Origin of the sequence: Wenzhouxiangella limi (assembly GCF_010499265.1) — a bacterium.
In the GTDB taxonomy this organism is placed as follows: Bacteria; Pseudomonadota; Gammaproteobacteria; order Xanthomonadales; family Wenzhouxiangellaceae; genus Wenzhouxiangella; species Wenzhouxiangella limi.
In genome coordinates this window covers 329,431-350,965 of sequence record NZ_JAAGSC010000044.1, presented here as the reverse complement: position 1 = coordinate 350,965, position 21,535 = coordinate 329,431, and the positions used below count along the sequence as shown (strand labels likewise).

Annotated in this window: 12 protein-coding genes; 4 read left to right on the top strand and 8 right to left on the bottom strand. The window is 67.1% G+C overall.

What is annotated here, in order from left to right; translation table 11 throughout:
- The first annotated feature begins 137 nt into the window (after positions 1-137).
- Genes thrA through thrC form a run of 3 tightly spaced genes read left to right on the top strand, consistent with a single transcriptional unit; the run spans position 138 to position 4,851 of the window.
- Positions 138-2,606, top strand: a complete 2,469-nt coding sequence (gene thrA / locus G3I74_RS15115; protein ID WP_164212428.1) for a bifunctional aspartate kinase/homoserine dehydrogenase I — start codon at positions 138-140, stop codon at positions 2,604-2,606.
- Positions 2,603-3,559 carry a homoserine kinase gene (locus tag G3I74_RS15110; RefSeq protein ID WP_164212427.1) on the top strand — a complete coding sequence of 319 codons (957 nt, stop codon included), beginning with the start codon at positions 2,603-2,605 and terminating at the stop codon, positions 3,557-3,559. Before thrA ends, G3I74_RS15110 begins: the two co-directional genes overlap by 4 nt.
- Positions 3,547-4,851: a threonine synthase gene (thrC, locus tag G3I74_RS15105; RefSeq protein ID WP_164212426.1), complete on the top strand. Its 1,305-nt coding sequence runs from the start codon at positions 3,547-3,549 to the stop codon at positions 4,849-4,851. Before G3I74_RS15110 ends, thrC begins: the two co-directional genes overlap by 13 nt.
- Here the strand turns inward: thrC and G3I74_RS15100 are convergent.
- The 7 genes from G3I74_RS15100 to G3I74_RS15070 all read right to left on the bottom strand — a co-directional run bounded on the left by G3I74_RS15100 (position 4,843) and on the right by G3I74_RS15070 (position 15,212).
- Positions 4,843-8,733, bottom strand: a complete 3,891-nt coding sequence (locus G3I74_RS15100; protein WP_164212425.1) for an EAL domain-containing protein — start codon at positions 8,731-8,733, stop codon at positions 4,843-4,845. The genes thrC and G3I74_RS15100 overlap by 9 nt on opposite strands.
- 14 nt (positions 8,734-8,747) lie before the next feature.
- Positions 8,748-9,728: an ABC transporter substrate-binding protein gene (locus tag G3I74_RS15095; RefSeq protein WP_164212424.1), complete on the bottom strand. Its 981-nt coding sequence runs from the start codon at positions 9,726-9,728 to the stop codon at positions 8,748-8,750.
- Positions 9,729-9,789: 61 nt separating this feature from the next.
- Positions 9,790-11,172, bottom strand: a complete 1,383-nt coding sequence (locus G3I74_RS15090; protein ID WP_239056934.1) for an aldehyde dehydrogenase family protein — start codon at positions 11,170-11,172, stop codon at positions 9,790-9,792.
- Positions 11,173-11,224: 52 nt separating this feature from the next.
- Positions 11,225-13,273, bottom strand: coding sequence for an oxidoreductase (locus G3I74_RS15085; protein WP_164212422.1), 2,049 nt, complete (start codon positions 13,271-13,273; stop codon positions 11,225-11,227).
- A 45-nt stretch (positions 13,274-13,318) separates the two neighbouring features.
- Positions 13,319-13,642 carry a chaperone modulator CbpM gene (locus G3I74_RS15080; protein WP_164212421.1) on the bottom strand — a complete coding sequence of 108 codons (324 nt, stop codon included), beginning with the start codon at positions 13,640-13,642 and terminating at the stop codon, positions 13,319-13,321.
- On the bottom strand, positions 13,639-14,571 hold the full coding sequence (locus G3I74_RS15075) for a DnaJ C-terminal domain-containing protein (RefSeq protein WP_164212420.1): 933 nt from the start codon (positions 14,569-14,571) through the stop codon (positions 13,639-13,641). Before G3I74_RS15075 ends, G3I74_RS15080 begins: the two co-directional genes overlap by 4 nt.
- Before the next feature lie 62 nt (positions 14,572-14,633).
- The gene (locus tag G3I74_RS15070) at positions 14,634-15,212 is read right to left on the bottom strand and encodes an ECF-type sigma factor (protein ID WP_164212419.1); all 579 of its coding nucleotides are present in this window, start codon (positions 15,210-15,212) and stop codon (positions 14,634-14,636) included.
- 1,529 nt (positions 15,213-16,741) lie between these two features.
- Between G3I74_RS15070 and G3I74_RS15065 the strand changes: the two genes are divergently transcribed.
- Positions 16,742-19,894: an error-prone DNA polymerase gene (locus tag G3I74_RS15065; RefSeq protein WP_164212418.1), complete on the top strand. Its 3,153-nt coding sequence runs from the start codon at positions 16,742-16,744 to the stop codon at positions 19,892-19,894.
- Positions 19,895-19,928: 34 nt separating this feature from the next.
- On the opposite strand, the gene G3I74_RS15060 is transcribed toward G3I74_RS15065, so the two are convergent.
- Complete coding sequence (locus tag G3I74_RS15060; RefSeq protein WP_203594797.1) at positions 19,929-21,500, bottom strand: methyl-accepting chemotaxis protein; 1,572 nt, start codon at positions 21,498-21,500, stop codon at positions 19,929-19,931.
- Positions 21,501-21,535: the final 35 nt, after the last annotated feature.

Sequence of the window (21,535 nt, the reverse complement as noted above, 5' to 3'; positions counted from 1 at the left end):
ATGTCGTTATTGTTATAAGTTTGCATTGTACCGGCGGCGGCGTCAGGGCGGCGTTTCGGGCGTGACCGCAATTGCTTGCTGACCTGCAGCAATCACGGCGGTACACTTCGGGCTGGAAACTTCACGGTAGTCCCCGCATGCGCTGGATCGTGCACAAGTTCGGCGGCAGCAGTCTCGCCGATGCCCGCTGTATCGATCACGTCGCCAGACTCGTGGCCGCGCGTGACGATCAGGCCCAGGCCGTGGTCGTTTCGGCCATGGCCGGTGTTACCAACAGCCTGCTGGCCGCCGCGGCCGATGCCGCCTGCGCCGAGCCGCGCTGGACCAGCACCCTGGAGACGCTGCGCGAGCAGCATCTCGCCACGGCCACCCAGCTGCTCGAGACGCATCCATCGCTGCTGGCGACGACGCAGGACGCGCTCAACGATCGTTTCGTCACCCTGCATCAGCTGTTATCGAGCCTGGCACTGATGGGTTCGGCCCCCAACGAGGCGCTGGAATTGATCTCCGGCCACGGCGAGCTGCTGTCGGCCCAGCTGCTCAGCGCCCGCCTGCAGGCCCTGGGCCAGGAAGCCGAATTCATCGACGCCCGCGACGTGCTGCGGACCCGACCCGCCGCGCTCATGGTCGCGGTGGACTGGGACGCCAGCCAGCGCCAGATGGACACGATCCTGGCCGAGCGCCCGGCGCGCCGCTACGTCATCACCGGCTTTGTCTGCCGGACAACCGAGGGTCGCATTTCCACCCTTGGCAGAAACGGCTCGGATTATTCGGGCAGCATCTTCGCCCGCCTGCTGAGCGCTGAGGAAGTCCACATCTGGACCAATGTCGACGGCCTGCTGTCGGCCGACCCCACCGCGGTACCGCAGGCCGAGCTGCTCGAGCACCTGTCCTACCGCGAAGCCTTCGAGCTGGCCTATTTCGGCGCCCGGGTGATCCACCCGCAGGCGCTCAGTCCGGCGCTGGCCTGCGACATCCCGGTTTTCATCCGCAACACCTTCAACCCCGAGTGCCCCGGCACCCGGATCGACTCGGCCGGCCATCCCGGCATGCCGGTCAAGGGGATTTCCGGCATCGGCGACATGAGCCTGATCAACATCGAAGGCGCCGGCATGATCGGCGTGCCCGGTACCGCCGAGCGCATCTTCAGCGCGCTGCACCGGGCCGAGATTTCGGTGTCGATGATCTCGCAGGGCTCGTCCGAACACTCGATCTGCGTGGTTGTGCCGGCTGGTGCCGGCGACCGGGCCCGATCCATCCTCGAAGAAGTCTTCGAGCGCGAGCTGCGCCACCATCAGATCCACCGCATCGCGCTGGTGCCCGACATCCGCATCCTCGCCATCGTCGGCGAGGGCATGACCGGCACGCCGGGCGTTGCCGCGCGCCTGTTCGCCAGCCTGGCCCGGGCCGGCATCAACGTACGCGCCATCGCCCAGGGCGCCTCGGAGCGCAACATTTCGGTGGCGGTGGACGAGGCCGACGCCGAGCGCGCCCTGCGCGCGATCCACGCCGGCTTCTACCTGTCCGACCAGACCTTGTCGGTAGGCCTGATCGGACCGGGCCAGGTCGGCTCGGCGCTGGCTCGCCAGATTCTGGCGGCGGCCGATCGGCTCAAGCGCGAAGCCAACCTCGACCTGCGCCTGCGCGCGGTGGCCTCGTCGAGCCGCATGCGCTTGAGCCAGCCCGGCCTGCAGCTGGAGGATCAGGATGACCCGCTCGGTGAGGCCCACGAGGCGCTGGACCTGGATCGCCTGGCTGATTTCATTGACGACGACCATCTGCCGCACGCGGTGCTGATCGACTGCACCGCCAGCGACCGGGTCGCCGAGCGCTACCTGGGCTGGCTGGAGCGCGGCATCCACGTCATCACCCCCAACAAGCACGCCGGCAGCGGCGACCCCGACCGCTACCGCCGGATTCGGCGCCAGCTAGAGCGCGGCAGCGCGCGCTGGCGCTACGAGGCCACGGTGGGTGCCGGCCTGCCCGTCATCCAGACCCTGCGCGACCTGATCGATACCGGCGATCACGTGATTCGCATCGACGGCATTTTTTCGGGCACCCTGGCCTACCTGTTCAACCGCTTTCAGCCGGGCACATCGTTTGCCGAACTGGTCCGCGAGGCGCGCGCGGCCGGCTTTACCGAACCCGACCCGCGCGACGATCTGTCGGGCACCGATGTCGCCCGCAAGCTGGTGATTCTGGCCCGCGAGATGGGTCTGGAGATCGGACTGGACGACGTGGCAGTAGAAAGCCTGGCGCCAGGCGAACTCGAACAGGCCAGCGTGGACGATTTCCTGGCCGGCCTGTCGGACTACGATGCAGCCATGACCGAACGCCTGGAGCAGGCGCAGTCGCAGGACCACGTGCTGCGCTACGTCGCCTCGCTCGACGACCAGGGGCGCGCCGAGGTGGCGCTGAAGTCGCTGCCGGCCGATCATCCCTTTGCCCACCTGGCGCTGACCGACAACGTGGTCGCCTTCCAGACCCGGCGCTACCGCGACAACCCGCTGATCGTGCAGGGACCGGGCGCCGGTCCCGACGTCACCGCCGGCGGCGTGTTCGCCGACCTGCTGCGGGTGGCGGTCAACCTCGGGGCGCGCCTGTGACCCAACGGCAAAAGGCATCGGCCTTCGCCCCGGCCAGCGTTGGCAACGCCGCGGTCGGGTTCGACCTGCTGGGCTTTGCCGTCGAGGGCGCGGGCGATACCGTCCACGCCTGCCGCCGCGCCGAATCGGACGTGGTCATCGACGACATTCGCGGCACCGTAACCGATCTGCCGCGCGCGGCAGATCGCAACACCGCCGGTCGCGCCGTGCTGTCGCTGCTGGCCGCCCAGCGCGCCGACTTTGGCGTGCGCCTGGAGATCAACAAGGGCATTCCGCTGGGCTCCGGGCTGGGCGGCTCGGCGGCCTCGGCCACCGCAGCCCTGGTGGCGGTCAACGCCCTGCTCGACCGTCCGCTAGCGCAGGCCGAGCTCTATCCGTACGCCCTGGCCGGCGAGACCGTGGCGTCGGGCTCGGCCCACGGCGACAACGTCGGGCCGCAGCTGCTGGGCGGGCTGGTGCTGGCCTCGCCGGACCAGCTGTTTCGCATCCCGCTGCCCGACGGCCTGGTCGCCGTGGTCGTTCATCCCGACCACGTGGTCGAAACCCGCGCCGCCCGGGAAGTACTGCAGATCGGTTTTGGCCTGGAGGAAATCGTTGCCCAGCAGACCCGCCTGGGGCTGTTTCTGGCCGGGTGCTACCGCAACGACCTGGCCCTGATTCGGGCCGGCCTGGCCGACGGCCTGATCGAACCGCGGCGGGCTGGATTGATTCCCGGGTTTCACGCCGTCAAGCAGGCGGCGCTGGACCACGGCGCGCTGGGCGCGTCCATTTCCGGGGCCGGACCCAGCGTGTTTGGCTGGTTCACCGACCGTCAGGCCGCCGCTGCGGCCGGCGAGGACATGATTTCAGCCTTCGGGCAACATGGCCTGGCCGCATCGGCGCTGGTTTGCGGACTGGATGCGCCCGGCGCCCGTCTGCTGCTCGACGACGAGGACACGCCATGCGCTACCTGAGCACCGTCGGCCGGTCCGAGCCGGTGGCGCTGGACACTGCGCTGCGCCGCGGCCTGGCGCCCGACGGTGGCCTGTACGTGCCCGAGCACCTGCCCGAGTTCCACTTTGCCGACCTGGCCGACTGTCGCAGCCTGGCCGAGACCGCCCACCGCGTGCTCACGCCATTTTTGCGCGACAGCAGCCTGCTCGAATCGCTTGAAGACATCACCCAGGAGGCGCTGGACCTGCCGCTGCCGTTGATCGAGTTCGAGCGCGGCCGCAGCTGGATGCTGGAGCTCTTTCACGGCCCCACCGCGGCCTTCAAGGACTTTGCCGCCCGCTTCCTGGCCGCGTGCATGACGCGGCTGCGCGCGCCCGACGAACCGGTCCAGACCATCGTCGTGGCGACCTCCGGCGATACCGGCGGCGCGGTGGCCGCCGCCTTTCATCGGCGCCCCGGCTTCCGCGTCGTCATTCTTTATCCACGGGGCCGGGTTTCAGCGCGCCAGGCGCATCAGCTCGGCGCCTTCGGCGACAACGTGCACACCTTCTGCGTGGCCGGGGACTTCGACGACTGCCAGCGCCTGGCCAAGCGCGCCCTGAACGATCCCGAGCTGGTCGAGCGCCTGCGCCTGACCTCGGCCAACAGCATCTCCATCGGCCGCCTGCTGCCGCAGGTCACTTACTATGCGCACGCCAGCGTGCAGCTGTTTCGCCGCACCAGCGCAGCCGCCGACGTGATCGTCCCCACCGGCAACCTCGGCAACGCCCTGGCCTGCGTGCTGGCGCGGCGGCTGGGGCTACCCATCGGCGAGATCGTGCTGGCGACCAACGCCAACCGCACCCTGTCTGACTATTTCGACGGCCAGGACTACCGCGGGCGACCGGGCCTGGCCACGCTGGCCAACGCCATGGACGTGGGCGATCCCAGCAACTTCGAGCGCCTGGCCTGGTTTTATCGGGATCAGGATCTGCGCAATTCCGACATTCGCGCCTTCAGCGTCAGCGACGAGGTCATCCGCCGGACCGTTCAGGAGGTCGATCAGCGCTACCACATGGAAATCTGTCCGCACACGGCCTGCGCGGTGGAAGTGCTGCACATGCGCCGCAAGTACGGTCACTACCGCCCGCATCTGGTCGCCGCAACCGCCCACCCGGCCAAGTTCGACGAAGTGGTCGAGCCGCTGCTGGGCCGGGCCGTCGAGCCGCCGCCGGCGCTGGCCACGCTGCTGGCGCGCAACAGCCGGGCCGAGGATCTGGTCGCCGATTTCGCCGTGATGCGCCAGCGCCTGCTGGCGCTGGCCTCACACTGATACCCCGGTATCCATGGACCGTTCGATTGCCTGCATACAGTCCAGCAGGCGATCGCGCAGTTCGAACAGCTGCTCTGCGTCTGCTCCCCCCGCCGCCTCACCGTCATTGGACCGGGCGGCAATCAATGCGCGGCCGACGCTGTGGGCCTGATCATGCAGATCGTATAGTTGCTGCAGCTTGTTGTCGTCGAGCTGGAGCGAGTCGGCATGGTCGCGCAACCAGCGGCCGAAGGCGCAATCGGCCGTCTCCAGTGCCGGTGGACGCTGACCGGTTTCCAGAAACTCCGCCACCGCCCCGACCCAGGACCGGTGCTCAACCATGGCGAAGCTCAGGCGCAGCTGGACGGCGTTTTTCGGCGGCCGATCACGCCAGGAATCGCTGGGCTGCCAGGCGCCGATCCATTCGGGCAGGTCGGCCGCCGGCATCGGCCGGGCAATGCCGTAGCCCTGGGCCAGGTCACAGCCCAGATCAAGCAAAATCTCGCCGTGACGAACGGTTTCCACGCCCTCGGCGATCGGAACACGGTCAAAGGCACTGGCCAGGCCCAGCACGCCGTTGAGGATGGCCAGGTCCTCCGGATCATCGAGCATGTCGCGCACGAAGCTCTGGTCGATCTTGAGCACCGCGGCCGGCAGGCATTTGAGGTAGCTCAACGAGGAGTAGCCGGTACCGAAGTCATCGAGGGCGCAGCGCACGCCCATGGCCTGGCACTCGCTGATGATGCTCGAGACCTTGGACATATCGGCCAGCGCGCTGGTCTCGAGCACTTCGATCTCGAACTGTCCTTCCTGCACCGCCGGAAAGCGTTCCAGCGCCGCGCGCAGGCTGTCCACGAAACCGTTTTGCTGCAGCTGGCGGGCGAACACGTTGACGCTCACGCTCAGCGCCAGCCCCTGCTCGTTCCATGATGCGATCTGCCCAAGCGCACGGTCAATCACCCAGTCGCCCATGACCAGGGCCAGGTCATGATTTTCGACCAGCGGCAGGAACTGACCCGGCGCCAGCAGGCCGCGTTCAGGGTGCTGCCAGCGAATCAGCGCCTCGGCGCCGATGACCTCGCCGGTGCGCATGTTGACCTTGGGCTGGTAGAACAGCACGAACTCGTCGTCTTCCAGGCCCCGTCGAACGCGCTGCTGGCTATCGTGCAGCCCCCGGGTGGCCAGGTCCTCTTCGCGATCGAAGAACTGGTAGTGCCCCTTGCCGGCCAGCTTGGCGCGGTACATGGCCTGATCGGCCTGGCGCATCAGCTGATCGGCGTCGACCTCTTCGGGCTGCGGGTAGAACGTCACGCCCAGACTGGCCGACAGCCGCAGCTCGTTGTCGCCGATCACGAACGGCGCGGTAATGCTTTCGAGCAGATTCTCCAGCATTGATTCGACCGCGGCCCGTTCGGACACGTCGACCAGAACGATCACCAGTTCGTCACCGCCCAGACGGGCGACCGCATCGCCAGCCCGCAGCGCCGCCTGGATGCGGTCGGCGAGCTGGCAAAGCAGCCGGTCGCCGATGTCGTGGCCGAAGGCTTCGTTGACGTCCTTGAAGCCGTCGAGATCCAGGTAGATCACCGCCAGACCGGAATCCTGGCGCTGCATCTGGGCCATCGCCCGCTTGAGGCGATCGGCCAGGAGGCGACGGTTGGGCAATCCGGTCAGCGCATCGTAGTTGGTCGCGTACTCGATCTGGCGCTCATGCTGTTTGAGCGCGCTGACATCGTTGATCAGCGCGACGTATTGCACCGTGCAGCCTTCCTCATCGCTGACCGCGGTGATGGTCATCTGCTGGGGATAGAGTTCGCCGCTCTTGCGCCGGTTCCAGATTTCGCCCGACCAGTAACCATCGCGCGCCAGCGTTTCCCACAGTTCGCTGTAGAAACTCGGGCCGTGCCGTCCTGAACGCAGGAAGCGCGGATTGCGTCCCAGGGCTTCCTCGCGCGGGTAGCCGGTGATGCGGCTGAAGGCATCGTTGACTTCGATGATATCGCCGGCGGCATCGGTGATGACGACGCCCTCGCGGGCGTGCGTGAAAACCGTGGCCAGCTGCTCCAGACGCTCGTTGCTGCGCGCCAGCGCTTCGGTCTGTTCGCGCAGAGCCAGCTCGGCCTGCTTGCGCTCGGTGGTGATCTCGGTGTAGACAATCAGGCCGCCAATGGTCCCGTCGGCCTCAAACCAGGGCCGGCATTCCCAGCGCGTCCAGTCCATGGTGCCGTCGGGATATTCAAACGGATCATCCTCGGCCGACAGGACCTCGCCCTGAAGCACCCGCCGGTGCACCTCGCGCAGTTTCTGCGGCAGGTCGGGAAAGACCTCGTAGTGATGCTTGCCGATGATGTCGCGCTCGCTGACGTTGAAAGTGTCGAGATAGTTCTCGCTGACGTAGATGTAGTTCAAGTCGCGATCGTGCACCGCCACGGCGTAGCGGGCATGCTCAATGATGTAGCGCAGCAGATAGCGCGAATGCTCGGCCTTTTCTTCGGCCTTCTGGCGATCCGTGACATCCATCAGCACGCCGTGAATGCCGATCACCCTGCCGTGCCGATCGCGCGTCAGCCAGGTGTGATCCTGGATCCAGATCCAGCGACCGTCGCCGTGACGAAAACGGTATTTCTGATCGTAGTCATCGGGGCCTTCGGCAAGATGTCGTTCAACCTCCGCGCGGATCCGGGGTAGATCGTCGGGATGGATCAATTCGTCGTAGCGCAGGTCGCCGGACTGGAAGCGGCCCGGCTCGTAGCCGAGCAGGGAGGCGTTTTCGCTCACGTAGGTAACCGGCCAGCCCTCCTCGCTGCGCCAGGAAATCGCCGCGACCGGCGAGCGCTCGATGATGCGCTCCAGACGCTTGAGCCGCCGCCGGCTCAGGCCCAGCATGGCGACCAGGCCCAGCACCAGCAAAAAGCTCGCGATCGTCACCAGGATTTCGAGGCGGTAGGCACGCCATAAATCCGCCAGGCTGACGTCCGGCTGGAGATCGAAAGGCGGCACCCGAAGATCGCGCAGCATGTCCTCGACGGCCCGGTAATCGACCGGGATGCGGAAGCCGCCGAAACCGACGGACTCGAGAAAAGCGGGGCGATCGGTCAAACCGAGGATCGCCATGGCTACCTGCCGGGAAAGCTCCGGATCGATATGCGGCAGGGACGCCAGCGGCCACTCCGGGTAAAGCCGGGTGGAGACTTCGAACGGCAAATCGGGCAGCGACTGGGGATGGATGACGCGCAGGGCATCCGGTGCCACCTCGCCCGAGCGGATCAGCGCTTCGAGCCGGCCGGCGCGCAGAAAGCCGGCATCGGCTTCACCGGCCAGCACTGCCTCGATGACGCGGTCATGCGGCGTACCGACCTGCACCAGGTTCTGTTCTTCCGGCAGCGGCAGACCGGCCTGAAACAGTTCGTGGGCCTGCATTTGATAACCACCCATGGACACAGGATCCACGACGGCGATTCGACGACCCGACAGGTCCTCCAGCGCGCGAATCCGTGCATCGTCGGATCGCGCGATGATCACACCCCCGATCGCATCGAGATCCCGCCCCTGGTAGCGACTGATGCGCGTCGCCAGCGGCGCCGACAGGCCGTGGCGATGCTGCATCATGACGAAGTGACCCGGGCTGGTCAGCACAAAGTCAAGTCGGCGGGCGGCCACCGCCTGCTCCAGGCCATCGAGGTCGAAAACCCGGATCACGACCTCACGACCGGCCAGCGATTCCTTCAGCGCGCTCTCAAGCGGCGCCCAGCGCGCCAGCGCCTCGGCCGGCGGACGCGGAGACAGAATGCCCAGGCGGACCGGTTCGGCGGCCTGGGCCTGCGTGGCCGACAGCAGCAACAGACACCAGACGATGAATCCCGCAGTGCGCCAAACAGGAAAGTGCAGGGTCCGGGAAGGCATGGTCAAAGCGCGGCTCAGCGGACCAGCGGCGGCAAAAAGCGCGCGCTGAGCAAACGACCGAGGTCGTTTTTCTCGGACAGAAGGCCCTGTTCGACTTTGAACAGGACCAGAGCCTGGGCGGCTTCGCGCAACGACGCTGCGTCGCCTTGCAGCAGGCGATAGTTGCCCGCCAGATCGGGCAGCACCAGTCCCCGGTAGGCCGACAGCACTTCAGCGGGCGGTAAACCGAGACGCTCCGCCATGCGGTAGGCGGCATCCTGGGGATTGCGCAAGAAGTATTCCAGGGCCCGCAAGTGGCTGCCGACAAGATGTTCCAGCGCTGCGACCCGGCCGGAACCAAGTCGGTCGCTGCGAACGGCCAGCACATCGACGATGTATTCCGGGATTTCGCTGCTGTCGAAGAGGCTGATCGCACCCTCGGCCTGCAGGAGACTGGCGGCGGGCTCGTAGGTGACGACAGCATCGACCATGCCATCGGAATAGGCCGTCGCCTGCTCATTGGCCGACAGGTCCACCGCCTCGATATCGGCCCGGGTCAGACCCGCCTGGCGCAGTGCCTCGACGATCATCAGCTCGCCGACCGCACCGTGCTCGAAAGCCACCCGGCGTCCGGCCAGATCGGCGAGTGTAGCGATCGGCGGTCGGGCCAGGATCACGTCGGCGCCGACCGAGACGTTGAATACCAGAACCACGGTCAGGTCCACGCCCTGCTCGCGCAGCTGCAGGACTTCGTCCAGGGTCAGCGCCGCGCCGTCGACTTGCCCGGCCGTCAGTGCTGCCATGGACTCGCTGGCCGAGGCGGTTTCCTGCAGGGTGACCAGCGCCTCGTCAAGCCAGCCCAGCGAGCGGGCCAGAAACATGGGCTCGTAGCCGACCCAGACGTGGCTGGCGATGCGCACCGGCTCCTCGCGCGCGCAGGCCGACAGCGCGACCAGGAGCACCAGCGCGACGGCACCGGTGATCGCATGACAACCGCATCGTTTCCTGGTCAGCATCCAATGCTCCCTTCGACGCTAGCGTCCGAGTATACGCTCGTGCGCAGCCCCGGTGCCGGCCTCAGCTCAGCCAGCGCAGCAATTTCATCTTCAACTCGCTGTAGGGGGCAAAGCGCACCGGCGGTTCGGGCGTGCGCGCGCGGCTCATCACGGCCTTGAGGTGGCTCAGGCGGTCAAAGCCGACCTTGCCGTGGTACTGCCCCATGCCGCTCATGCCGACCCCGCCAAAGGGCAGCTCGTGGACGGCCATGAACATGATCACGTCGTTGATGCACATGTTGCCTGAGCTGACTGTTTCCACGAAGCGCTGTTCGGAGTCCTTGCTGCGGGTGAACAGGTAGGCGGCCAGCGGCTTGTCGCGTTCGAGGATGAAGGCCATGGCCTCATCGAGATCGTTCACGGTGAGAATGGGCAGCACGGGTCCAAAGATTTCTTCGCGCATGACCGGCGCGTCGGGCGCGACATCGACCAGCACGGTCGGCTCGATGCGGTTGCGGGCCTCGTCGACCCCACCGCCGATCACCACCTTGCCGTCATCCAGCAGTTCGCGCACGCGCTGGAAATGGCGCGCGTTGATGATGTTGGCGTAGTCGGCGCTGCCCAGGCGATCCTCGCCGTACATCTTGTCGAGCTCGGCGTCGATGGCCGCGACCAGATCATCGCGCTGCTCGGGCGAGACCAGCACGTAGTCCGGCGCGATGCAGGACTGGCCGGCGTTGATGCACTTGCCCCAGATCAGGCGGCGGGCGGCCAGCGCCAGGTCGGCGTCGCGGTCGATCACGCACGGGCTCTTGCCGCCCAGCTCCAGGGTCACCGGGGTCAGGTGCTCGGAGGCTGCGCGCATGACGATCTTGCCCACCGCGGCACCGCCGGTATAGATGATGTGGTCAAAGCGCTGCTTCAAAAGCTCGGTGGTCTCGTCGACCGCGCCCTCGACCACCTTGACCGCGCGCTGATCCAGGTACAGCGGAATCAATTCGGCCATCAGGGCCGAGCTTTTCGGGGCAATCTCGGAAGGCTTGACCACGACGCAGTTGCCGGCCGCAAGCGCCGGCATCAGCGGGCCGAAGATCAGCTGGAAGGGGTAGTTCCAGGCCCCCAGGATCAGGACCACGCCCAGCGGCTCGGGCTGAACCCAGCTGCGGCCGGGCTGACCCACCGCCGGGGTCGAGACCTTGCGCGGCCTGGCCCAGCGCTTGAGGTGCTTGCGGGTATGGCGGATGCCGCTGAACAGCAGCGCCAGCTCGCCCAGCAGCACCTCCTGGGGTGGTTTGCCCAGGTCCTCGGCCAGCACCCGGCCGATGGCTTCCTCGTTGTCGCTGAGCAGCTTGCCCATGGCTTCGAGCTGGGCGTCGCGCCAGGCCAGATCGCGGGTCAGGCCGGAAGCAAAAGTCTGGCGAAGCTCGGCGAGCATGGCCGGATAGTGTTCGGGTGCGATGGTCATTTTGGAATCCTTCCGGAGTCGTTGTTCAGGGTTCGGGGTCGCTGGCATGCGGCTACAAAGTGGCGGCCAGGCGCGTGCCCTGCTCGATGGCGCGCTTGGCGTCGAGCTCGGCGGCCACGTCGGCGCCGCCGATCAGGTGGGTGCGGATGCCCAGCGGCTCCAGGGCATCGGCCAGCGCCCGGTTGGGTACCTGCCCGGCGCAGATGACGACATTGTCGACGTCGAGACAGCGCGCCTGGTCGTCGATGCGGATATGCAGGCCGTCGTCGTCGATACGCTCATAGCTCACCCCTGACAGCGTCTGTACCCCGAAATGCTTGAGCGAGGTGCGGTGAATCCAGCCGGTGGTCTTGCCCAGGCCGGCGCCGGGCTTGGTGGTCTTGCGCTGGAGCAGAAAGACCTCGCGCGCCGGCGGCGGAAACGCCGGCTGCTCTCCCTCGACGCCGCCGCGCCCAGACAGCGTCATGTCCACACCCCAGTGCTCGAAGAAATCCTCGCGCCGCGGCTGGTCCGGATCCGGCTCGGCCGGCACGTCGCCGTGGACGAGGAACTCGCTGACGTCGAAACCGATACCGCCGGCGCCGATCACGGCCACCTTCTTGCCCACCGGCTTGCCGTGCAGCAACACATCGATGTAGCTGAGTACCGAGGGATGATCCTGACCCGGAATCTGCGGGTCGCGCGGCGTTACCCCGGTGGCCAGGATGACCTCGTCGAAACCCGCCTCGCGCAGGCCCTCGGCGTCGACGCGAATACCCAGCTTGAGCGTGACCCCGGTCAGCTCGATCCGGCGGGCGAAGTAGCGCAGGGTCTCGACGAATTCCTCTTTGCCGGGGATGCGCTTGGCCATGTTGAACTGCCCGCCGATGCGCTCGGCCTGGTCGAACAGGGTCACGTCATGACCGCGCTCGGCCGCGGTCACCGCCGCCACCATCCCGGCCGGGCCAGCCCCGATCACGGCAACGCGCTTGCGGCTGGCGGCCGGCTCGATCACCAGCTCGGTCTCGTGCGCGGCGCGCGGGTTGACCAGGCAGGAAGCGACCTTGTTCTGGAACACGTGGTCCAGGCAGGCCTGGTTGCAGGCGATGCAGGTATTGATCTCGTCGGTCCGTCCCTGCTGCGCCTTGTTGGCCCAGTCGGGATCGGCCAAAAGCGGCCGGGCCATGGACACCAGGTCGGCATCGCCTCGGGCCAGCACGGCTTCTGCCGTATGCGGCATGTTGATCCGGTTACTGGTGACCAGCGGCACCGTGACCGACTCGCGCAGCTTGCGCGTGACCCGGGTAAACGCCGCCCGCGGGACCGAGGTGGCAATGGTCGGGATGCGGGTCTCGTGCCAGCCGATACCGGTGTTGATGATGCTGGCGCCGGCCTGCTCGATGGCCTGGCCCAGGGCAACCACTTCTTCCCAGTTGTTGCCGTCGGCCAGCATGTCGATCATCGACAGGCGGTAGATGATGATGAAATCCGACCCGACCTTCTCGCGGGTGCGCCGGACAATTTCCACGGGCAGGCGCATGCGGTTTTCGAAGGCCCCGCCCCACCCGTCGCTGCGATGGTTGGTGCGCGGGACCAGGAACTGGTTGATGAAATAACCCTCTGAGCCCATGATCTCGATGCCGTCGTAGCCGGCTTTCTGCGCCAGCGCGGCGCAGCGCACGAAATCGCGGATCTGGCCTTCCACGCCGCCGCTAGACAGGGCCTTGGGCTTGAACGGCGTAATCGGCGACTGGATCGCCGAGGGCGCGACCGAGAACGGATGGTAGGAATAACGCCCGGCGTGCAGGATCTGCATGCAGATGCGCCCGCCGGCCTCGTGGACGGCCTCGGTCATCCTGCGATGGCGCACCGCCTCCCAGCGGTTGGTCAGCTTGGAGGCCAGCGGCGCCAGCGAGCCGCGCCGGTTGGGTGCGATCCCGCCGGTGACCATCAGCCCGGCCCCGCCTTTGGCGCGCTCGACGAAATAGGCAGTCAGCTTCGGCCAGTTCCAGAGCCGGTCTTCCAGCCCGGTGTGCATGGAGCCCATGAGAATGCGGTTGGGCAGGGTGGCAAAACCCAGATCCAGCGGCTGGAACAGGTGGGGATAGCGAGGTTCGGGCACGGCTTTCGGGGTCAGATGACGATGACAGCCCCCATTATGCCGCGATCAGTCCTCGATCACGCGCTCGAGCAGGCGGACACGCTGTCGCAGGGTCTCGACTTCTTCGATCAGGTCGAGCACAACAGGCAACGCGCGGGCATCGATCTCCAGGTCACGGCGCAGACGACGACCCACCCGGACGCGGCGCAGCTGGCGCGCGCTGAAACGCCATTGCCGGGCCTCGATGCTGCGGGGTTCAGCCACGCCTTCCTCAATCCACTGCCGCAGCTCCTCGACTTCGAGTCCGCAAATCCGGCAGATGTCGTCGAGGTCGGCATCCAGATCCTGGGCAATCAGTTCGGCGACGGGTAGATGATTCGACGAGTTCACGACAAGCCCTCCATTCCGGAGCGGGGATCAAAGGACTGCTCGGCCTTGAGCGCCTCGTAAAGTTCACGGGCGCGCGCGCTTTCGGCCGCCGGGACCACCACCTTGACGATGACGTATTGATCCCCCGGCGTCTTGCCCGGCAGGCCGCGTCCTTTGAGCCGCATGCGCTTGCCGCTGGAGGTACCGGCCGGGATATTCATCTCGACCTTGCCACCCAGCGTCGGCACGCTCAGGCGAGCACCCAGCGCCGCTTCCCACGGCGCGATCGGCAGGGTCAGGTGCACGTCGCGACCCTGCACCTCGAACAAACGGTGCGGCTTGAGCCGGACTTCCATGTACAGGTCTCCGGCCGGGCCACCGCCCATCCCGGGCTCGCCCTGCCCGCTCAAGCGGATCTGGCGGCCCTCGGTGACGCCGGCGGGAATGCGCACATTGAGGGTGCGCGAACCGGCACCGCCGCCCAGGCTCAGTCGCTGTACGCCGCCGGCATAAGCGGTCGGCAGGTCGATCTCGACGGTGGCATGAACATCGCGGCCGCGCGCTCGCACCCCGGCGCCGCCCGGACGGCGGCCGTTGCCGAAACCGGCGCCGCCGATGCCGCCGAACAGGCTTTCAAAGAAATCGCTGAAACCCGAAAAACCCTGGCCGTCGCCGGCTGACTGAGCGCCCGCCCCCCAGTCCGGCGGTGGCCTGAATTCCTGCCCCTGGCGCCAGCCGCCCTGACGCAGCTGATCGTACTGGGCGCGCTTTTCGGGGTCCTTGAGCGCCTCGTACGCTTCGCCGATTTCCTTGAAGCGCGATTCGGCGTCGGGTTCCTTGCTGACGTCGGGATGATACTTGCGCGCCAGCTTGCGGTAAGCGCGCTTGATCTCGTCGGAACTGGCACCGGACTCTACGCCCAGGATCTTGTAATAATCCTTGAACTGCATGCTTGGCTCTCTACCCTGGTAGGCCTTCAATGATGGCCGGCGGCGGCATTTTCAAGCACGATTCAGGCTTCCAGGTCCACCAGCAGCCAGGCCCGGGCCCGCTCCCAGTCGCGCTGAACGGTGCGAACGGAGGTCTCCAGCAGCCCGGCGATTTCCTCGGCCTTGTAGCCGCCAAAAAAGCGCGCGATGACGACCTCGGCCTGGCGCGGGTTGGCGGCCGCCAGTCGGTCCAGCGCCTCGTCGATGCGCAGCACCGTCTCCTCATCGCCAGGCGCCTCGGCCATGAGGTCCTCATGCAGCGTTGCCTGGGCCTGACCGGCCCCGCGCTTGGCGGCCTGCTTGGCGCGTGCGTGATCGACGATCAGCTGGCGAATGGCCAGGTAGGACAGGCGCTTGAAGTGGGTGCTGTTGCGGATCGGCTGGCCTTCGGACTGGCGCAGTTTGAGGAAGGCTTCGTGGACCAGTTCGGTGGTCTGCAGGGTCGGACTGGTGCCCAGCCGGGCCTGCTGGGTGCGGGCAATCCGGCGCATGTCTTCATAGACCAGCGGCAGAAGCTGATCCATGGTTTCAGGCGTTTCGCGCAGGCTGGACAACAGGCGCGTGACCTCGCCATCCAGAGATTGCAGGGTTTGTTCATTCACTCCGTGCAGTGTGCCACAGTCGATGGAAACCGGTTTCATCCCAGGGCGTCCGGGGAATTGGACGGACCGGATCGCGGAGATGGATCAGGCGGTGCTGGACGCCCCGTCGCCTCCGTCGGCATCGGGATGGAGAAGGATCGGGTGGTGCCGGACGCCCCGTCGCCTCCGTCGGCATCGATGTGGGTGGATGCGGATGGCGCGGTGGCTTTTGGGCGCTTTTAGGTCTGGTCTCTGGCGCGGGTCGGGATCTGCTTGCTGCTGGACGCAGGTGCTGCGGATGACGGGCGGATGGCTGCCTGCTGATTTCCGCTGCCGTCTGCGGCGGCGGGGCGTCCACCACCACCCGATCTCACAGGTTTGTGGAAGGTTTTTCGGGCGCCTGTTGCGGGGTGACCGGAATTGGCTGCTATGGCAGCTTGGCGAAGGGTTTTCTGAGAGGCTGGCTGCGGGGCGTGCGCCGTGCTATCGATCTGGCAGGAGATCCCGGCTCTGCGCTGCGCTCCGGCCGGGATGACAGGTTCGCCTGCTTCAATCACCCCGCCAAAAACGCCACCCCTGTCGTCCCGGACTTGATCCGGGACCTCAACCCCCACCCACCCCTCAAGCACCGAGCACGGGATCCTGTTCCGAACCGGAGGGCGCGGAATGCAGCACGACCCATCCGCGCGCCCAGCCAGGCGGCCAAGCCCACAGCGCGCAGCCTGTCAGAACCCTCGCCAACGCCATTCGCCCGGCACCCAGGCGCCACCAGCCCACGCCTTGCCACCAACAGCGTTCGCCCGCAGCGCCGGGGCAGGATCACGTGCTCGATGCCCGGCACCAACCCTCCAGCACCGAGCGCGGGATCCTGTTCCGAACCGGAGGGCGCGGAATGCAGCACGACCCATCCGCGCGCCCAGCCAGGCGACCAAGCCCGTAGCGCGCAGCCTGCCAGAACCCTCGTCAGCGCCATTCGCCCGGCACCCAGGCGCCACCAGCCCAAGCCTCACCACCAACAGCGTTCGCCCGGAGCGCCGGGACAGGATCACGTGCTCGATGCCCGGCACCAACCCTCCAGCACCGAGCGCGGGATCCTGTTCCGAACCGGAGGGCGCGGAAACCAGCACGCCCCATCCGCGCGCCCAGCCAGGCGGCCAAGCCCACAGCGCGCAGCCTGCCAGAACCCTCGTCAGCGCCATTCGCTCGGCACCCAGGCGCCACCAGCCCACGCCTAAACACCAACAGCGTTCGCCCGCAGCGCCGGGACAGGATCACGTGCTCGGGCCCGGGCACCAACCCCTCCAGCACCGAGCACGGGATCCTGTTCCGAACCGGAAGGCGCGGAATACAGCACGCCCCATCCGCGCGCCCAGCCAGACAACCGAGCCATCAGCGAGCAACCTGCCAGAACCCTCGCCAACGCCATTCGCCTGGCACCCGGGCGCCACTAGCCCATGCCTAACCGCCAACCGCGTTCGCCCGGAGCGCCGGAGCAGGATCACGCGCTCGGCGCCTGCCACCACACCCCGATAACTGTATATGATTACAGTATGTCGACCACCACCCCCCGCTACGCCGAACTCCACGCCTTAAGCGCGTTCAGCTTTCGCCGCTCGGCCGCGCAGCCGGGCGCGCTGGTCGAGCGCGCAGCCGAGCTCGGCTATGCCGCCCTGGCCATTACCGACGAGTGCTCGATGGCCGGCGTGGTGCGTGCCCACGAGGCCGCGCAGACCTGCGGGCTGGATCTGATCATCGGCACCGAAATCCGGCTGGACGATGGACTGCAGCTGGTGCTGCTGGCCCCGAACCAGACCGCTTATACCCAGCTGTGCCGGTTGATCACCCGGGCCCGGCGGCGCGCGCCCAAAGGCGCCTACCGGATCGGGCGCGCCGATCTCGAAGACGACCTGGACCAGGCGCTGGCGATCTGGAAGCCCTCACCGTGGACAGACTCGGCGGCCGAGCCGCCGCATGCAGTGGCCGAGCAACTCGGCAAACTTTTCCCAAACCGCCTGTGGCTGGGCGCGAGCCGGCGGCTCCAGCTCGGCGAGCGCGCCTGGTTTCGCGCGCTCGATCGTTTTGCCCGACGGCATCACCTGCCGTGCCTGGCCTGCGGCGAGGTGCGCATGCTCACCCGCGAGCAGCGTCCCCTGCTCGACGTCCTGACCGCCCTGCACGAAGGCAAGCCGCTGGCTGAATGCGGCCTGGCCCTGGCGGCTAACGGCGAGTGCCACCTGCGTCCACCCTCGACCCTGGCCCGGCTGTATCCGCGCACCTGGCTGGACGAGACCGTGCGCGTGGCCGAACAGTGCCGGTTCTCGCTGGGCGAGCTCGGATATCGTTATCCGCGCGAGCTGGTGCCGGCCCCGCTGACCCCGGCCCAGCACCTGCGCCAGCTGACCCTGGCCGGCATGCGCACGCGCTACGGCGAGCGGGTGCCGGACCGGGTCCGCGAGCTCATCGCCCATGAACTCAAGCTGATCGAGGAGATGGGCGTGGAGGCCTTCTTTCTCACCGTCCACGACCTGGTCCGCTTTGCCCGCGCGCGCGGCATTTTGTGCCAGGGGCGCGGCTCGGCGGCCAACTCGGCGGTGTGCTACTGCTTGGGGATCACCGAGGTCGACCCGTCAAAGCAGCAGCTGTTGTTCGAGCGCTTTATTTCCAAAGAGCGCAACGAGCCGCCCGATATCGACGTCGACTTCGAGCACGAGCGGCGCGAAGAAGTCCTGCAGTACATCTACGCCAAGTACGGCCGCGAGCGCGCCGCCCTGGCCGCGACCGTGATCAGCTACCGGCCCAAAAGCGCGCTCAAGGACGTTGGCCGCGCGCTCGGCCTGGAGCCGGAGCGGCTTGACCGCCTGACCGCCTCACTGGCCTGGTGGGACCGGCCCGACGCCTGGCCCGAGCGTCTGAGCGCCTGCGGTTTTGATCCAGACGCCGCCGTCACCCGGCAGCTGATGCATCTGACCACGGCCCTCATCGGCCTGCCCCGCCACCTCTCCCAGCACGTCGGCGGCATGGTGATCTCGGATGCCCCCCTGCACCATCTGGTGCCGATCGAAAACGCGGCCATGGACGAGCGCACCATCATCCAGTGGGACAAGGATGACCTGGAAACCCTGGGCCTGCTCAAGGTCGACTGCCTGGCGCTGGGAATGTTGACGGTGATTCGCAAGACGCTGGGGTTTCTGGACACGGGTTCAGGGTTCGGGGTTCGGGGTTCGGGAGGTGTGCCGACGCTGGCCGATATTCCGCGCGAGGACCCGGCGACCTACGAGATGCTGTCTCAAGGTGATGCCGTGGGCGTGTTCCAGGTCGAGTCGCGCGCCCAGATGGCGATGCTGCCGCGGCTGAAGCCGCGCTGCTTCTACGACCTGGTGGTGGAAGTCGCCATCGTCCGGCCCGGGCCGATCCAGGGCGAGATGGTCCATCCCTATCTTGCCCGGCGCGACAATCCGGCGGAAGTGAGCTATCCCAGCCCGGAGCTGAAAGGCGTGCTCGAACGCACCCTGGGCGTGCCGATTTTCCAGGAACAGGTCATGCAGATCGCCATGACCGCGGCCGGATTCACGCCCGGCCAGGCCGATCAGCTGCGCCGGGCCATGGCGGCCTGGAAGCGAAGAGGCGGGCTGGAGCCGTTTCACGAACAGCTGGTTGAAGGCATGCTTACGCGCGGCTACAGCGCCGAGTTTGCCGAGCGTATCTACAGCCAGATCAAGGGTTTCGGCGACTATGGGTTTCCCGAGTCGCACGCCGCCAGCTTCGCCCTGCTGACCTATTTCTCGGCCTGGCTGAAGTGTCATTATCCGGCCGCGTTTGCCTGCGGCCTGCTCAACAGCCAGCCCATGGGCTTCTACGCCCCCGCCCAGATCATCAACGATGTGCGCCGGCACGGGGTGGCGTTGCGGCCGGTGGACGTTCGCTTCAGCGGCTGGGATTGCGTGCCGGAACAGGATCAGGACGGGGTTCGGGATTCAGGGTTAAGGGTTCAGGCAAGTCGGGGAACCATTCGGCTGGGGCTGCGGATGGTCAAGGGGCTGAAAGCCGATGCCGCCGAGCGGATCGTGGCGGCGCGGGCCGACGCAGCGTTTGCCGATGTGCGCGATCTGGCGGTGCGCGCACGGCTGGATCGGGGGCAGCTCAAAGCCCTGGCTGAGGCCGGGGCGCTCAAAGGCCTGGCCGGACATCGCCGGCGCGCGCGCTGGGAAGCGCTGGCGGTGCAGCGCCAGGGCGACCTGCTCGACGCGGCATCCATCGCCGAACCGCGCACCACGATCCGCCCGCCGGATGCCTGCAGCGACCTGCTCGACGACTACGCCAGCTTGGGCTTAAGCCTGGACCAGCACCCGGTCGGGCTGCTGCGCAAGGCGCTGGGCAAGCAGGTTCGCAGCGCCCGGGCCCTGCGCGAGACCGCCCACGGCACCCGGGTGGAAGCCTGCGGGCTGGTTACCCACCGCCAAAGACCGGGCACGGCCTCCGGGGTGATCTTTTTGTCGCTTGAAGACGAGACCGGCATCATCAACGTCATCGTCTGGCCCAAGCTGCTCGAGCGTTACCGCCGCGAAGTCCTGCAGGGCCAGATCCTGCGCGTGACCGGCACCCTGCAAAACGCCCAGGGCAGCCAGCACCTGATCGCCAAAAGCCTGCACAGCGAGGATCACCGCCTGGCCAACTTGAGCGCCGGCTCACGCGATTTTTGTTGACCGCTTTTCCCGGGGCCGATCTGTCCGGCACTTGTCAGGACCGCGTCTCCAGCCGGAAGAACGAGACCACGTCTTCCAGGTGCCGGGCCTGGCCGTTCAGCTCCTCGGACGACGAGGCCAGCTGCTCGGAGGCCGAGGCGCTCTGCTCGGTGATGGCATTGAGCTGCTCCATCGCCTGGCTGATCTGGCGCACGCCCGTATCCTGCTCGCCGGAAGCGGCACTGATTTCGCGCACCAGGCTCGAAGTCTGGTTGATCAGTGGCTCGAGTTCGTCAAGCAGGCGGCCGGCGCGATCGGCGACCTCCAGGCTGCCGTTGGCGACCTCGCCGATCTCGCGCGAGGCGACCTGACTGCGCTCGGCGAGCTTGCGAACCTCTTCGGCGACGACCGCAAACCCCTTGCCGTGCTGACCGGCACGCGCGGCCTCGATGGCGGCGTTCAGCGCCAGCAGGTTGGTCTGGTAGGCGATGTCGTCGATGATGCGGATGCGCTCGGCGATCGAGTTCATCGCCTCGACCGTCTCGCGCACCGACTCGCGCCCCTGCACTGCCTTCTTGGCCGCCTGGCTTGATAACTCGTCGGTACTCGCCGCGCTCTCGCTGTTGTGCTGGATCGAGGCGGCCATCTGCTCGACCGAGGCAGTGGTCTGTTCGACGCTGGCGGCCTGCTCGCTGGCGCCCTGGCTCAGCGTCTGGGCCGTGGACGCCGTCTGTTCGCTGGCCGAGGTGATCTGGGCACTGCCGGACACCACCGACCCGATGATCCCCTGCAGCTTTTCGATCATCGCCTCCAGGGCCTGGGCCAGGGTGCCGATCTCGTCCCTGCGCCGGGTCAGCGAATGATCGATTTGTGCTGATAGATCGCCCCGGGCCAGCTTGCCGGCCGCCTGGATGCTGTCGAGCAGCGGCGAAACGATGCTGCGCCGAATAAACAGCGTCGAGAGCACCTGAACACCAAGAAAAATCAGCAGGCTGATGCCGAGATTGCGCCACAGCGCGCTGCGAGCGCCGCTGTCCACGATCTCCTGGATCGCCCCCAGCTCCACCCCGACAAACAGCACACCGATGGTTTCGCCGGCGCGCGTCGTCAACGGCCGATAGCCGGTCACGTAGTTGCGACCGAGAATGGCGGCGCGGCCGAAATAGTCCTGTCCGGCCCGCAGCGGTTCATAGGCCGCGCTGGCCGTGCCCAGCATGGTGCCGATGACGCGCTCGCCGGCGTCGTTGCGAATGCTGGTGAGCAGTCGTCGATAGTCGTCGCCTTCGGACACGAAGATCGTGGCCACGATCGACAGATCGCGCGAAAGGTCATCGAGCATCTCAAAGCGCCCGGCCAGATCAGCGCCCTCGTCATCGACCAGCGTTTGACCCTGCAACTCGAGCGCGCCGAAATGCCGATCGACGCGGTCCTGCAGGACGTTGAGATCACCCTGCAGTTTGGTCGTCGCCATTTCGACCGCAGACTGCGTCGCGGTGGCGCGAATGGCGGTCCAGGCCAGGATGGTCGAGGCCAGCGTGACCAGGACGAGCCCGGTCCCGATCAGCAGTCGCAGCTGGGTGTTCAAACCCAGCGATAAACGCCCCGCGGCGCCGGAAAGACTGGACATTGCAACTCCCTCTTTGCAGCAGGCCCATTGCCCTA